This is a genomic window from Priestia sp. TSO9 (assembly GCF_021029645.1).
In the GTDB taxonomy this organism is placed as follows: Bacteria; Bacillota; Bacilli; order Bacillales; family Bacillaceae_H; genus Priestia; species Priestia megaterium_E.
In genome coordinates this window covers 547,839-563,275 of record NZ_JAJEKD010000009.1, presented here as the reverse complement: position 1 = coordinate 563,275, position 15,437 = coordinate 547,839, and the positions used below count along the sequence as shown (strand labels likewise).

Sequence of the window (15,437 nt, the reverse complement as noted above, 5' to 3'; positions counted from 1 at the left end):
ATGAATATCATCCAAGTGAAAAATTACAGTGAAATGAGTGCAAAAGCAGCTGATATGCTGATTAGCAAACTTCATGAAAAGCCAAATATGAATCTGGGACTTGCAACGGGAGGCACGCCGAAAGGATTATATGATCGTTTAATTCAAGATCATAAAGAGCACGGCACGTCTTACAAACACGTGACTTCCTTTAACTTAGATGAATATGTCGGAATGAAGCCGCAAGATCCAAACAGCTATCATTACTATATGGCAGACGCGTTATTTAATCACATTGATATTGATGCAAGCAGCACCCATGTTCCTAACGGCTTAGCTGATACGCCTGAAGAAGAGTGCCGCCGCTACGATGAAATGATTCAAATTCACGGAGGCATTGACCTTCAGATTCTTGGAATCGGCCAAAACGGACATATTGGCTTTAACGAACCCGGTACGTCATTCAACTCTCCTACTCATATTGTGACGTTAGAAGAGTCAACGCGAAAAGCCAATGCACGCTACTTTAATTCTCTTGACGAAGTGCCTACTCAGGCAATTACAATGGGAATTGAGTCGATTATGAAAAGCAAAGAAATTTTACTGCTTATCTCCGGGGAAGCCAAAGCAGAAGCGATGTATCAGCTGCTTAACGGAGAAATCACAGAGAACTTCCCTGCTTCTATTTTAAAGAAGCATCAGTGTGTTACAATTATTGCGGACCAAGAAGCTTTAGCTAAAGTGAACCTTTGAAAGAATAGTCAAGTAGCCTCCCCCGGCTATAATCAATCCGTCTTTATGAAAGAAAGATATCTGATTATTAGTTAGAGTATATATAGATAACATACCTCCTCGTCTTTTTTAGATGAGGAGGTTTACATAAAGGAGAGAACTTAAGTGATTGATAAAAGCTCACCTCTTCCGATTTATTATCAAATTGAAGAACAGTTGAAAAAACAAATTGAAAACGGAGAGTTAAAACCAAATGATTCGCTTCCTTCTGAACGAGAGTTTGCAGAACGATTTGAAATCAGCAGAATGACCGTTCGCCAAGCGATTAACAATTTAGTAAACGACGGTTATTTGTATCGTCAAAAAGGCCGCGGCACCTTTGTATCTGAAAAAAAACTGGAGCAGCAGCTCGTTGGATTAACGAGTTTTACAGAAGATATGAAAGCGCGCGGAATGGTGCCAAGCAGTAAGCTGCTGAGCTTTGAAATTATTGCGGCTTCAGAAAAAATTGCCGAGCAGCTGCACATTTCTCTTCATGCACCTGTTTATGAAATCAAGCGTATTCGTTTAGCTGACGACGTGCCAATGGCGCTTGAAAGCGTATATGTATCCGCTAACTTAGTCAAAGGCTTAACAGAATCCATTGTTAATGACTCTCTCTATCGCTATATTGAAGAAGAGCTCGGGCTGAAAATTGGTGAAGCCAATCAAACGTTAGAATCCATTTTAGCTTCTGAAACCGAAGTGAAGCATCTTGGAATCAGCTCATATTCACCGGTTCTACTGATTCAACGAAATACGTATTTGCAAGACCGCACGCCGCTTGAAGTAGTGAAGTCTTCGTACCGAGCAGACCGCTATAAGTTTACGATTAACATGACACGATCTTAACTAAGGAGTTTTCTTATGTCTAGTTTATATCTACAGGAACTAACAAAACTGCTTGCCAAAGTGGAGGCGCATGAAAAGCAGGCAATGGAATCCGCAGCCGAGAAAATCTCACAGCAATTAGCTTCTCATCACCTCATTCATTTATTTGGGTGCGGTCATTCTCATATTTTAACGGAAGAAGTGTTTTACCGTTCCGGAGGGCTTGCACCGATTCATCCTATTTTTGTAGAAGAACTGATGCTTCATAAAGGAGCTTCACGCTCTTCACAGCTAGAGCGTAGAAATGACTATGCAAATACCTTTATGGAAAAAGAAGATATCGTACCAGGCGATATTATGATCGTCATTTCTACGTCGGGCGTAAATCCCGTTCCGATTGATGTGGCTTTAATTGCAAAAGAAAAAGGCGCCTTTGTGATCGGGCTTACCTCTCCTTCTTATGCTACGAGCCGGGCTTCGCGGCATAAAAGCGGAAAATACCTTCATGATGTCGTGGATCTTGTTATTAATAATCATATTCCAAAAGGAGACGTTCTTCTTCATCAGCAAGACATTTCTTTCGCTTCTGGCTCCACTGTAATTGGAGGCGCTATCTTAAACGATGTCCTATCTAAAGCCATCCAAAAACTGCTCAGCCGCGGCATCACGCCTCCTGTCTTTTTAAGCGGAAACATGGAAGGTTCAGATGAACATAACCAGCGGTTGATTGATGCTTACAAAGGAAGAATTACTGCCCTATAACAGCCCCTGCGGCTGTTTTTTTCGCACAAAAAAAGATGCTTGAAAGCATCTCATCAAAGTCGGACTGTACGATTTGGACTAGATCTCCTCTTTATCAGTAGAAGTCTTGTTCACAGCACCATAACCTACTTATCCGACATAATTACTATGTTTAACATTAGTATACTCTTTTATACGTTAAGTGTCAAATAAGTTATAAGAAATTTCGTAGTACATTCATTTGAAGATTTTTTTACGGTAATGTTCTAGCTGGCTTTTAGCTTCTTTCATAATTGTCGTATGTATGATTTCATCCGTGATGGTAAAATAATTGTCTCCGTACTGATAGTCATCTACCATATCACTAATTTCAAGCCAACCTACTAACTCCGTCGGACAGTCGAGTTCAATGAACATGTTGTATAAGTGATTGGCTTCTGTTAGCGCCCTCTCTTCATGCTGCACAATTGTTTGAAGCCTAGTATAGATCAGGTAATCTGTACATTCCTGTTCACTCGGTTCCGATAAGGAAAGCTCTTTTAAAGTACGCTGAAAATAATCTTCTATTTCAAAGAGATTATAAGGTGGGCGGAGAGAAGCTAAAATAGAAAGAGATACAGAACCCTGTTCATGCTCAAGCATAGAAAGTGCCCATGGTAAATAATGTTTTTCCGCTGTCACATTCTTTTGATAAATGTAATAAAATAGCTCGCGTGTATCCATAGAACTCCTCCTTCCTTTTTCGTGCCGATACAATTTCAAATAGTTTACCATATCTATGAATTTTATCTATAAATTTCTGCCAAAGTGTTGTATAAGGTTTCCTGCCGCATCTCACAAAAAAAGAAGCTGCATCAAAACTGATGCAGCTTCTTCCCTTCATATCATGCTAATTATTTCATGTTCATTTGCCCTTGTGAGGCCCTTTCGCTACGTATATCGGTTCATAACGAGAGTGCCAATTGCCAGATCAGAATATCTGCTTTTCATATGAGGTAATACGTTTGCTGAAGTTGCTGTTAAGTATTCCAAAACTAAACCAGTCCCTTCATGAAGCTAAGTATTTACCTTTCACAGTAGCCTTAGAAAAATTTCTATCGGCTCTGTACTATTTGTATACCACGTTTCAATTGAACTAAACTAAAAAATTCATTTTAATCAAAAAATTCTTCCCACAGGCATACAACTATTAACAGCGAATTACAAATGAAGCTTTAACCCTTCATGAGAAGCAGTAAATCCGAGTTTTTGATAAAAAAGCAATGCCTCTGACCGTTCTTTATCGGTTGTTAATTGTATCAACTGACAATTACGTTCTTTCGCTCGTTGAATCGCCCATGTAATCAGCTGATATCCAACCCCTTTTCCGCGCTCTGACGAAGCGGTTCGAACTCCTTCAATCGTTGCCCTCCACCCACCTTGTCGTGCAATGTGGGGCGTAAAGGTTATTTGTTGAACACCTATTACTTTACTATCTTTACATGCGACAATCAGTTCATTGTTTGGATCCGCATCAATTGCCTGAAATGCTTGAACATAACAGTCTGGAAGCGGTAATTCGTAGCGCTCTCGTTTGCTTCCAAGCATATCATCAGCAAGCATTTCAACAATTTGTTCTAAATCTTCCCGCACCGCTTCTCTAAAGGTTATTTCTCCCATTTCACACAGCACCTCTCCCATGTCTATTTATGATGGTAAAAAGAACGCTGACGAACAAGCTCAGAACCGACGCCAAGAACAAAGCAGCCGCTAAAGCACCAACCCCCATTCCTTCAAAGCCGCCAACTCCAAATATGCTATATAGAAATAGAAATATGCTTATCAGCATGCTGCTAAGTGAAATTCCGTACTGCACGGGTGAGTTCTTTCTATAGAAGAAATAAGACGCACCAAAAAGCAGCACAAAGAAAGCACCCATTAATCCAAATAAAGAAATCATTTACACCCTCCTTCTTACTTTAAAAAAGGAATTTATATCCATTATATACTATCATTTTTATTTATTCTATCTATAATTAATAGCCCTGCAGCCATAACTAAATAGACATGACCAAAACGGCCATGTCTATTTTTCTACTATATTAAAAAGAAAGTTCTTTGAACCAAAAAGAATAAGGGGCTAAGCAAGCTTCATCAATTTCATTCATGCGTTTTTTGCATCGCTGCAGCACCTCAGCAGGAATGTGTCTCTCTAAGTATGCAGATTCTCCGTTAGCTTGAATCGTTTCTTCTACTAGCTCTTCAAACACATCTAAGCATGTTAAAAACTGCGGAAAAGTTGTATTCACGAAACGCTCGCAGTCATCGTTGGACGTATCGAGCAGCACAACCGAACCGTTTTTTTGATGAAGACAAATTGGATCTCCAGCGCCTGTTGTTCCTAAAAACCAATAGTGCTGGTAGCGAGATGATAACTCAAATGTTTCGCATAGCGTTGTTAGCTTTCCTTTGGATGAAACGAACTCTAGAAATGGTGAAGCTTCTTTGGGCAATCCTTTTTCTATTAGCAACTTCTTTGTCTCTTTATCAATATCAAGGGGTGCAAGCTGTTCGGCATCAAACTTCATTCGTTTTTCCTGTCGTTGCATCACATTTGACAACTTCTTTCACTCCTTTTCACCATTTGCTCTTTCTTTGCTTTTGTTTATTATAAAAGAAATCCAGCTCGTATTATATGCTACAAATGAACTTAATTAGACTGAAAATTTTTCCAATCTTTATTTATATAGCCCGATTTCCTCTTTATAAACACAGGTAAAAAGAAACCGATCAGATTTTCTCCAACAGATTCTGCTTTTAAAAATAATTCTCATTCCCTTCTTCCCTTTTCAGCATACTCTCGCCTCTTATAAATAGGCTTAATCTTTATTATTCCAATTTTTTCTACTTTTTGCAACTAGGACTTATCTCACCATTTCTTATGCGAGATTAATAACTTGACAAAATACTAAAATAAGCAACAGTAATTATTTACAAATTTTTAAACTTTATGGTTTAATAGGTATGTAATTCCTGTTTTTTACTATATTTTTTTGGAGGTTTAACATGAAAAAAGGGTCAATTTATCGTTTTATTGCTTTTGCTTTAATGTTCACCTTGTGTTTTAGCCAATTGGGCTTACTGAAAACACAAGCGGCAGGCAATCCTCCTGCTAATGAAAAAACATTAAGCATCGGTAAAGCAGCAAAAGGAACATTTACAGAACCAGAACAAACACATTGGTACAAAATTAATCCTTCTAAGCAAGAGGTAGCAAAGTTTTCACACTACCGAATTAAGCTTCAAAGTGATGATGAAGTAAACATCACGGTTTACTCTAGTCTTGAAGATGCCAAAAATAACGTGGCATTTGACCGTTATATGGGATACTCCTACAAAGACGAGCCTGCTCAGCTAGATTTTCCAATCGCTTGGACCGGCCCTTATTATGTGAAAGTTGATTATTATGGAAGCGAAGACGACATGATTGAAGAAGATGCGGAAGATGGTTCGACTTCTCCAGAACCACAGCCGTATGAAAAAACAGAAGTTCCATATACAATCAGCTATGAAGGCGCTTCACTTCCCCCTTCTCAAATGGAGGCAGAAGAATGCCCGGCTGAATTAAGTACAAGCCAAAAAGAAAACGGAAAAGGTATTTTAAAAGATTTGCGTACGATTCGCGACGCTGTGCTTTCAAAAACAGCAAGCGGAAAAGACCTTTCTTCTCTTTATTACAAAGCCGCTCCGTTTATCAGCTCTAAAATGATTATTGATAAATCGATGCGCGAACAAGTATACAAAGATTTAGTTCAGCTAAAAGGTCTATTTACAGATGTAGCGAAAAACGGCGCATCAAGCACATACATGATTACAAGTGCTGATCAAAAAGCAATCAATGATTTATACAACATCGCTTATAAATCCGTTCCGGCTGCTTTAAAGAAAGACTTAGAAAAAGTAGCAGCACAGACAAAATTAAAAGACGTAACGGACTTAAACGTATCGTCTGTATTAGTAAGAGCTAAGTTAGTCAGCGCAAACAGCGTTTCAACAAAAGCTGAAACTCGCTATATTGTTAAATTAAAAGATGGTGCAAATGCTAAATCATTCAAAACAAAAGCACAGTCAAAATCAGCAAGCATTGAATCTATTAATCCATTAAAACAATCAGCTGCTTCTTTTGATAATATGTTTGTTATTCAATTAGATGACAGCAATGGAAAAAGCTTCAGCACGTCATCTGCTCAAGGTAAAATGACGGCAAAACAAATTCAGGCACTTCCTGAAACTGAATTTATCGAGCCGGTTCAAGAGTACCACGCTCTTTCAATGGATTCACAATATCCGTATCAATGGTCATTAAATAACACGGGTAAAAATGACGGTACTCAGCATGCCGATATTCAATACGAATCACTTGAAAAATTACTAAACGGTCAAAAGTTAAAAGATACGGTTATTGCCGTTGCGGATACAGGCGTCGATTCATCACTAGCTGATTTAAAAGACGTGGTGGATACAAAAACAGGCTATAACTACGTGGATCGTTCGTCAAATGCAACTGATGACAACGGACACGGAACTCACGTAGCTGGTATTATCGCAGCCTCTGCAAACAATAACTATTCAATGGCCGGCATTAATTCTCATGCAAAAATTTTACCGGTTAAAATTCTAGACGCATCTGGTAGCGGAGATACAGAACAAATTGCGTACGGTATTAAATACGCGGTTGATCACGGTGCAAAAGTCATTAACTTAAGCCTTGGCGGATCTTACAGCCGCGTGCTTGAATATTCGTTAAAATACGCATACGATCATAACGTAACGGTTGTAGCTGCAAGTGGAAACGACGGTATGGAAGAGCTCTCTTACCCTGCTTCATCTGCCTATGCGATTTCAGTGGGCGCATCAAACCGTTTAGATATCGTATCTGACTACTCAAACTACGGAAAAGGATTAGATATTACAGCTCCTGGCTCTGATATTCCAAGTCTTGTTCCAGACGGAAACGTCACTTATTTAAGCGGAACATCAATGGCAACGCCTCACGTGGCAGCCGTTGCGGGATTATTGCTATCACAAAACCCAGGCTTAAAGCCAAAAGACGTTGAAAAACGCCTAACGGATACAGCTAAAGATATTAAATTTGATGAAAAAGATGCTCCTGTATACGATGATGAAGAAAGTCCAGCAGAACCTCCTGCTCCAGGCTACGATTACGTATCAGGATGGGGACGTTTAAATGCGTACAGCGCGGTAAGTGCACAGCAGCTGCAAGCGCAGGTAAATACATTTGTCAGCACGCAAAAAGTGGTTACAGGTAAAGCTCAAAGCGGTTCAACTGTTAAAGTAATGAACGGCTCAAAAACACTTGGCACTGCCAAAGCTGATGCAAAAAATACGTTCTCTGTGAACATTCCAGCTCAAAAAGCTGATACCGTTTTACAAGTGGTTGTCACAAACGGAAAAGCAAGTACGAGCATTCGTGCAGTTGTTCAAAAAGCACCTGCCAAACCAGCGGTAAAAGCCGTAACGAATAAAGATGAGTACGTAACAGGAACGTCTAAAGCAAACTTTACGGTAAATGTTAAAAACAGCGCTAAAAAAGTGATTGCTTCGGCAAAAGCTGATGCAAAAGGCGCGTTCAAAGTGAAGATTCCAAAACAAAAAGAAAACACAGTCTTGTATATTACGGCTACAAACAGCCAAAAACAAGAAAGTGAAGAAGTAAAAGTAACAGTGCGTGACGTTATTGCTCCAAATGCACCTAAGGTAAATCCAGTCAGCGACGCGGATACAGCTATTAAGGGAACAGCAGAAGCAAATGCATCTGTTGTAGCAAAAGTGAACAACAAAGAAATCGGCAAAGCAAAAGCCAATGCAAAAGGGCAATACAGCATAACAATAAAAAAACAAAAAGCAGGTACAGCAATCAGCGTAACAGCAGCAGACGCAGCCAACAACACAAGTAAAGCTACGACTGTAAAAGTGAGCGATAAAACTCCCCCTGCTGCACCAAGCGTCAATGCTGTCACAACGAAAAGCACCGCTGTAACAGGTAAAGCAGAAGCAAATGCTACCGTAACGGTAACAGTAAATAAAAAGAGCATTGGCTCTGCTGCTGCTAACAGCAAAGGACAATACTCAGTAAAAATTAAAAAGCAAAAAGAAAAAACAGTCTTAAGCGTAACTGCAAAAGACAAAGCGAACAATACGAGTAAGACAACAACAAAAACAGTGACAAAATAAAGAAAAAAGGCGCTTGGCTTATGGCCAAGTGCCTTTTTGTTATAACAGCTGTTTGTTTTTAAAGTATTTCCACATTCCCCACGTTAACACAATTAACATAACAATAATAACAGCAGTAGCCCAGTGGGAATTCTGATATGGAATCGGTACGTTCATTCCAAAAAATCCGGTTACGAACGTCAGCGGAAGCATAATCGTTGAAATTAACGTTAAGACATTCAGCTTTTCAGATGAAGTTGCATTGGTAATAGAATAATACGTATCAAGTGCACTGTTTACGAGGTCTCTAAACGTTTCAGCAGAGTCTACAATACGCTCTAAGTGGTCAAGCAAATCAATGTAGAAAGGAACATTTTCTTCTCGTATATCAAATTTCCACTTTCCATTCACCGTTAAGAAAATTCGGCGCTGAGGCAGAATAACGCGCCGGATTAAGATAATCGTTCTTTTTAACGCCAAGAACTCTTCCGTCACTCCGCGCACTTCTTTGTTGTAGATTTCATCTTCTAATTCATCAATACGCATGTCAATTCGGTCTAAAATCGGAAAGTATTCGTCCGTGATGCCATCAATCAAAGCATACAGTAAAAAGTCGGCGCCGCGGTTCATAAACTTTGGATAACGTGAGCACACAGCATCCATTTTGCGAAGCCAGCCCATTTTATGTTTATGAATTGTTACTACGTAATTTGATCCGACAAAGGCATTTAACTCAAGCGTCGTAATCTCGTCATCACTTTCTTCGTTATAGCGAAGCGCGTGAAAAACGAAAAATTTATAGTCTTCGTAATCATCCATTTTAGCGCGAGGACTGTCGTGTAAGCAGTCTTCGATCGCCAATGGGTGAAAATCGAATAATTTAGCAATTTGAGCAAGCTCTTGTCCGTGGACATCATACAAATCAATCCACAGCAAATTATCAGGATTGCGCAATTTTTCATGCACGTCTCCTAAATCAAGATTCGTTACCATTTCTTTTGTTTCATCATCATATAAGTATGTTTTAATCATTGATTTTTCACCTCACATCATTGAGGCATTAAGGGGTATTTTCCTTCGTTGAAATGAGAGGAACATATACACCTTTGTTGCCCCTATCTTGTTTTGCAGTAACCTTCATCGAAATGGGGTCATCAGTGCCCATTCATCTCACCTCCTAATTAGTTGAAGGAACGCTGACTTGTAATACAGCTACTTCACAAAGTTTAATTTTAACATACAATCCAACTCTAGCGTAGCGCTTTTTTCAAAACCTTTTCCTCTCTATTTAAAGTTTCAAACAAAACTTCCGATACTATAAAAGCCCTACTAGTATACCCGCTATTTAATAATCCGATCGCACTCACAATCGGCAATCGATAACTAAGACCGCCTGAATCCTCCTACAAAGGTTCACCTAATCGTAGGCCACCAACCTAGCAAGGGGGGTGACCTACGATTAGGTCTAGAATATCTACCATGGCCGCCCTTTGGTCATGGTAGATATTCTACATCGATAAACATTATATGGGTCATGGGGAAAAACGTGTAGGAATTTTTAGACTTTCATCGAATACTTACTTAACAAACTTAGATTACGAAAAGGACTGATGATACATGCATTTTAAACGTGAAGAACCGTTTCGCTTTTTATTTGAGACTCCCATTGTTGGAACGTTTTCCATTGCTAAATACGACAATAAAGAAATCGATTCTAAGCCCGGTCCTTTGTCCGTTATCGACCTTTCACCAAAAGGAATCAAAATAATTACGCCGCTTGATTTACCTATTTTCAACCATCAAATTCAGCTAAAAATCAGCTTTTATTTAAATGAAAAACCCATCCATATTACCGGACTTTGCGTGTGGAAAGAAAAACGGCACACCGAATACCTTTATGGCATTGAAGCGTTTAACGATGTGGAAGAACAAGCAATTTTAATTACAGAACTCAAAACCTACGCCAAGAAAAAGCAAGATACGCAATAAAAATAGCGCTCATTTGTTTTACTCCCCTTTTAAGATGGCAATACTACGAACGAATTCGATAGAAAAAAGGTGAGACGATGAGCAGTAAAGCAAAAAAAGAGTGGATTGGCGGTCTCGTACTGTTTTTACTCGTCAGTTTTGTCAGCATCACGTTTGCAGGCTATCATACGGTGAAAGCTGCAGTGGATCAAACGTATGTACCGCTTGAGCATGGTAACAAAACACACGTCAATTTAAAAAAAGGACAACCGTTTTCCCTGCTTTTAATTCAAGAAAACCATCAAAATACGTCATTTGTATATATGACTGTTAATAAGCAGCATAAATCAATAAAAATGACCCACTTGCCCGGTTCAACTCAGCTCGGCGATGAAACGCTGCGAACTATTTATCGCCAAGGAAATATGAATGCTGTTGTAAAGAACGTCGAAGCATATGCAAAGCTTCCTGTTGATTATTATGTCAAAATGGATCAGCAGGCAGTCGTCGATGCTGTAGATAAATTAGGCGGCATTATCGTCACAAACAAACGTGCTTTTGAACACAGCAATATTGCTTTTCCAAAAGGATCAATTCGCCTTAACGGAAAAGAAGCGCTTGTTTATTTAAAGCAGCGTAATGAACAAGACGTCTTTACTGCCCATGAAAGACAGCTGTCTGTAGCGAAAGCCATTTTCAGTCAAGCAGCCACGGTACCCAACGTTGCAAAGCTGCATTCTCTTGTATTCAAGCTCGCTGATCACATTGAAACCAACGCAACGTTTAATGATATCAAACGGATTCAAAAAACCTATAAGCCGGCCGTTGCTCACGTAGACAAGCAGCAGTTTCCGCAAAACGAATGGAACCAAAAACAAGTCACAACGCGGCTGTATAAGCACTTAAAACGTAAGGAGCTATTTTTATAAAAAACGCTTCACGAAAAAGAGGCTGGGACATAACAAAATGAAACCAATCTAAAGACGACCAAAGGAGATACATAAGCTGAACTGCTTGTGACACCGCAGTTGATTTCCGTGCAAGACTTCGCTTTCCGCGGGCGGCCGCTGAGCCTCCTCGTCGCTTGCGCTCCTGCGGGGTCTCATCTGTTCCGCTTTTCCCGCAGGAGTCTTCGCCTTGCCCTCCAATCAACTGCTAGAAGGAATGAAACAGATGAAATCTACGTTCACCATAACAGAAAAACGAACCGTGAATTAAAGATTCATGGTTCGTTTTTCACTTCGACTAAAAGACTTTTATCCCAGCCTCTTTTTTTGCTACTTATCTTCAGCAGGCACCACTTTTTCATTTATTTTAACCACAATTCGTTCATCCCGTTCATCTTTGAGATAGCTCTTTTGATAAAAAGTATGATCATTAGGCGGTCCAATCACAACCGTATCCGTAATCGGAGCAACGGCTTCTGCTACTTCACTTGCGCTTACTCCATACGCTTTTTGAAACACGATCGGAGGCGTCAAGCGCAGCACGTCGGATCCTTCTGTAGACTCAAATTGATCATTGTTAAAAAAGAGATGCAGATGCGCTTCTTCCGATAGAGGTTCAATCCAATGCCACCAGCCCATCGGTATAAAAACAACTTCCCCTTCTTTTATTCGGTAATTGTGCATGCTGCTTGTATCAGGGTCCAAGACAGACACCTGCACTTCACCTGAAACGACGACATCTAACTCCCATGCGTTTGGGTGCCAGTGCGGTTCTCTCATATGCCCTTTCGTCATATATAAATCAACAAAAGCACCCCCAAGCATTGCAGGCAGCTGAGTTGAGGTTAGTTGATACGCTATATTTTGGTCGTTTCGTTTGAACAGGACGTTTTGCTTATAGTTCACTGACAGATTAGGCGTTCCTGAGCTTTTTTTAATATTTGAATTATCCGGTACAAATCCAGATTTACTCATAGTGTCATACCCTCTTTTCATCAAAAAGTTATATGCACTATCCTATTAAAACTATTAGCTAAGGGTGTTTTAATTAGGAAAAATAAAAAACGAGCGTTTCCACTCGTTTTTTATCCGACAAGGCGTTCAATTTTCTTTTTCTTCCATACAAATTGATAATAGCTGTACTGCAGGATTAAGCTGACCACAAACGCCGCTGGGTATCCAATCCAAATCCCTTTGATTTCAAGAGGTGTAAACTGCGATAACACGTAGGCTACGGGTACTTCCACACACCAAATAGCCATAATGCTAAATACCGTAGGCCAAAGCACCGTACCGCTTGCTCGCATCGTAGCGGTAATAATTTGCGCATGACCGAAAATCAAATAGCTCCAAAGTGTTATCACTAACAGCTCTTCAGCAATATGAAGCGTGTGCTGACTTGTTAAAAACAGAGCTAAAATTTGATTGGAAAAGAGATAAATAAGTAAAATCAATACGCTGCCAATAACGTAATTCAGCATAATTCCAGAGCGGATCACTTCTTTTAAACGCTCAAATTTATTGGCGCCAATCGACTGCGCCGCAAAAATAGAAACCGCAATTCCTAAGCTGATTGCCGGCATTTGTACATAGCTTGCCACTTGGTTCACCGCTCCGTACGCTGCTGTAGCGTCTGAGCCAAATCCATTTACAAACGTAATAACCGCGATTTCAGAAAGAGAAACTAAAATCATATTGATACTAGCTGGAATCCCTAAACGCATAAGCAGCTTTAAAAGCGTTCCGTCCATTTTTAATGAAATAGATGAGTCAAACTTTAACGGATGATTTTTCTTGCGTAAATAGATAGTCATAATAACGAACGTTAATACGGTTGAAAACACCGTTGCGTACGCAGCGCCGTACACTCCAAGCTTTGGTACTCCGATCCATCCAAAAATTAAAATCGGAAGGAAAATGATATTTAAGACCGTACTCACAACTAAAAAGTAAAAAGGCGTTTTAGAGTCTCCGGTTCCGCGCATAAACGTCGTATAAACAAAGTATAAAAACAAAACAGGAATTGCCACAAACAAAATGCGCGCATAGTGAACCGTTACATCAATAATATTAGCCGGCGTTCCCATAATCCGAAGAATATCCGGAGCAAATATGCTTCCCAAAACGGCAAGCACAACCCCTACTAAAAAGGTAAACGTGAGCGTGGTGCCGATAATTTCTTTGACGCGTTTTTCATTTTGTGCCCCGTACGCTTGCCCGATTAAAATGGAACTTCCTGAACCAATTCCAATCGAAAACGACACGAGCAGAAAAAACAGAGGAAAAAAAGCGGAAATAGCGGCTAACGCATCAACTCCAAGCGCTCTTCCGACAATAATACTCCCCGCCAGCTGCCCAACTGACTGCATGGCATTACTTAACATGAGCGGAATCAAAAACACAAGCATCAGCTTACTGACGGACTTTTCTGATTCCACTACTTCACTTTTCACATCTTGATTCTTCACACCTATTTCTCCTTTGTATCAGCTTTCGGCGAATGATAGCCTTTTTCGCCGTAAGGCTGCAGCTTCTCTAACCATTTCGCTTCCAGTTTCAGCAATTCCTTTTTTGAAAGTGCTTTTTCTTCTTCTCTTTTAATCGTTTCCAGCATCTCGATTGAAAAAGCATCCGCTCCGTACGTATTCCACTCGTTTTGAAGCTCTTTATTTTGATGAGTATTCGTCTTTAACGTGAACTTTACGCCGTTTAACGTTTTTATGTTAGGGGTAGAGCCAATGTAAATCTTATCGTTTTGAAGGTTTTTTATTTGATACACGCCGCCTTCTGTTTTTACTTCTTTCGCTAGCTGCTTCATTTGCTTTTTATAGTCTTTTTCACTCATCCCTGTCTCTCCTTTCCTCCAGTAGCTGCTTCCGTCTGCGCTGCGCTCTAAGAAACCGTACTCAATTAAATAGCGTCGCAGCACCGCGTAGTCGTCATAAAAAGGTGTTAACCTATCATTTATTTCTTTTTCGGTATACGTTGTTCCAACATCAAAATGCCCGCTTAACTCTTCAAGAACAACAAGACGGTGTTTTTCTTGCAAGTGAAAGGTGCGAAGAGGTCCGTTTAAACCTTGCGGAAAGTTCTTCGCTAAAATCTTTTCACGCTCTTCATCACTGACGCTGTAGCGCTGACTTCTTCTAGGCGCCGTATTTGTTACGGATACCGCCTTCTCTTCTTCCCCCTCGTTTAACAGTTCCATCAGCGTTAAAAACACTTTTGCCTGACGCTCTTTTTTCTTTAACGTAAAGCGGTGATTTCGAATGGTCGATGAACTGCCAATTCCCATTTCTTTTTGAATATCACTATCGCTTTTTCCTTCTTTAAAAAACTTCACTAAATTTTTTTGATGATCAGACAGACCCGTTACATCTTTATCTAGCGCTATTAAATGTTGGAATACAGACCCGTGCTGCTGTTCCACATGAAGCTTCATATAACGTTTTGCTTCATAAAAAACACCTTCCACCGGATAAATAATGCCTTTTTCAATGCTTTCACCGCACAGTAAGCAGTGGTAGTGATCTTCGCTTTCCCCGTACCCTTTCTTCATATCTTCAAAAGATGATTCCCAAAACAAATCGTTTACCATATAAATAGACACCTTTCTCATTTGTTTATTAATTTATAAACAAATATATTATATGTTTATTATTATGTCAAACTTACGTTTATGATACACAAACAAAGGTTGAATTATAACGAAATGAATCCAACCTAAATACGAACAAATGGGATACATGAGCTCATATAGATCGCTTATGACACCGCAGTTAATTTCCATGCAAGACTTCGCTTTCCGCGGGCGGCCAGTGAGCCTCCTCGTCGCTTGCGCTCCTGCGGGGTCTCACCCCTTCCGCTTTTCCCGCAGGAGTCTTCGCCTTGCCCTCCAATCAACTGCTAGAAAGACCTACACACATGAAACTTACGTTAACCATAACCAAAAAAACGAACCACGAATCAAACACGTTGATCAATGGT

Annotated in this window: 16 protein-coding genes; 6 read left to right on the top strand and 10 right to left on the bottom strand. The window is 39.9% G+C overall.

The genetic code is table 11. The features are described 5' to 3' along the window. From nagB to LJC66_RS05575, 3 genes are all read left to right on the top strand, one after another. Complete coding sequence (gene nagB, locus LJC66_RS05585) at positions 1-732, top strand: glucosamine-6-phosphate deaminase (RefSeq protein WP_230932010.1); 732 nt, start codon at positions 1-3, stop codon at positions 730-732. A gap of 144 nt (positions 733-876) precedes the next feature. Further along, positions 877-1,602: a GntR family transcriptional regulator gene (locus LJC66_RS05580; protein WP_230932009.1), complete on the top strand. Its 726-nt coding sequence runs from the start codon at positions 877-879 to the stop codon at positions 1,600-1,602. Positions 1,603-1,617: 15 nt separating this feature from the next. Beyond that, positions 1,618-2,343, top strand: a complete 726-nt coding sequence (locus tag LJC66_RS05575) for an SIS domain-containing protein (protein WP_230932008.1) — start codon at positions 1,618-1,620, stop codon at positions 2,341-2,343. A gap of 216 nt (positions 2,344-2,559) precedes the next feature. Here LJC66_RS05575 and LJC66_RS05570 read toward each other — a convergent pair whose 3' ends face one another. From LJC66_RS05570 to LJC66_RS05555, 4 genes are all read right to left on the bottom strand, one after another. Then, positions 2,560-3,045 (bottom strand): hypothetical protein, encoded by a 486-nt coding sequence (locus LJC66_RS05570; protein ID WP_195695083.1) that lies wholly within the window; start codon positions 3,043-3,045, stop codon positions 2,560-2,562. 477 nt (positions 3,046-3,522) lie between these two features. Continuing rightward, a complete protein-coding gene (locus tag LJC66_RS05565; RefSeq protein WP_230932007.1) occupies positions 3,523-3,981 on the bottom strand; it encodes a GNAT family N-acetyltransferase in 459 nt (152 codons plus the stop codon). A 1-nt stretch (position 3,982) separates the two neighbouring features. Further along, positions 3,983-4,261, bottom strand: coding sequence for a YesK family protein (locus tag LJC66_RS05560; protein ID WP_195695085.1), 279 nt, complete (start codon positions 4,259-4,261; stop codon positions 3,983-3,985). Positions 4,262-4,403: 142 nt separating this feature from the next. After that, positions 4,404-4,913 (bottom strand): SUKH-4 family immunity protein, encoded by a 510-nt coding sequence (locus tag LJC66_RS05555; protein ID WP_230932170.1) that lies wholly within the window; start codon positions 4,911-4,913, stop codon positions 4,404-4,406. A gap of 454 nt (positions 4,914-5,367) precedes the next feature. On the opposite strand from LJC66_RS05555, the gene LJC66_RS05550 reads away from it, so the two are divergent. Further along, on the top strand, positions 5,368-8,556 hold the full coding sequence (locus tag LJC66_RS05550) for a S8 family peptidase (protein ID WP_230932006.1): 3,189 nt from the start codon (positions 5,368-5,370) through the stop codon (positions 8,554-8,556). A 39-nt stretch (positions 8,557-8,595) separates the two neighbouring features. Here the strand turns inward: LJC66_RS05550 and corA are convergent, their stop codons facing one another. After that, the gene (corA, locus tag LJC66_RS05545; protein ID WP_013055874.1) at positions 8,596-9,567 is read right to left on the bottom strand and encodes a magnesium/cobalt transporter CorA; all 972 of its coding nucleotides are present in this window, start codon (positions 9,565-9,567) and stop codon (positions 8,596-8,598) included. 585 nt (positions 9,568-10,152) lie between these two features. Here corA and LJC66_RS05540 point away from each other — a divergent pair. Beyond that, the gene (locus LJC66_RS05540; RefSeq protein WP_034270461.1) at positions 10,153-10,524 is read left to right on the top strand and encodes a PilZ domain-containing protein; all 372 of its coding nucleotides are present in this window, start codon (positions 10,153-10,155) and stop codon (positions 10,522-10,524) included. A 77-nt stretch (positions 10,525-10,601) separates the two neighbouring features. After that, positions 10,602-11,432, top strand: a complete 831-nt coding sequence (locus LJC66_RS05535) for an LCP family glycopolymer transferase (protein WP_230932005.1) — start codon at positions 10,602-10,604, stop codon at positions 11,430-11,432. Here LJC66_RS05535 and LJC66_RS05530 read toward each other — a convergent pair. The 5 genes from LJC66_RS05530 to LJC66_RS05510 form a co-directional block, all read right to left on the bottom strand. Then, positions 11,383-11,655, bottom strand: a complete 273-nt coding sequence (locus LJC66_RS05530) for a hypothetical protein (protein ID WP_230932004.1) — start codon at positions 11,653-11,655, stop codon at positions 11,383-11,385. The two genes, LJC66_RS05535 and LJC66_RS05530, sit on opposite strands and share 50 nt — an antisense overlap. A 125-nt stretch (positions 11,656-11,780) precedes the next feature. Further along, entirely contained in the window at positions 11,781-12,425 is a 645-nt protein-coding gene (locus LJC66_RS05525) for a cupin domain-containing protein (RefSeq protein ID WP_230932003.1), read from the bottom strand. A 110-nt stretch (positions 12,426-12,535) separates the two neighbouring features. Beyond that, on the bottom strand, positions 12,536-13,858 hold the full coding sequence (locus LJC66_RS05520) for an MATE family efflux transporter (RefSeq protein WP_230932169.1): 1,323 nt from the start codon (positions 13,856-13,858) through the stop codon (positions 12,536-12,538). Positions 13,859-13,920: 62 nt separating this feature from the next. Next, positions 13,921-15,048 (bottom strand): DUF2087 domain-containing protein, encoded by a 1,128-nt coding sequence (locus tag LJC66_RS05515; protein WP_230932002.1) that lies wholly within the window; start codon positions 15,046-15,048, stop codon positions 13,921-13,923. A gap of 167 nt (positions 15,049-15,215) precedes the next feature. Further along, on the bottom strand, positions 15,216-15,353 hold the full coding sequence (locus LJC66_RS05510; RefSeq protein ID WP_195695091.1) for a hypothetical protein: 138 nt from the start codon (positions 15,351-15,353) through the stop codon (positions 15,216-15,218). Positions 15,354-15,437 lie beyond the last annotated feature (84 nt).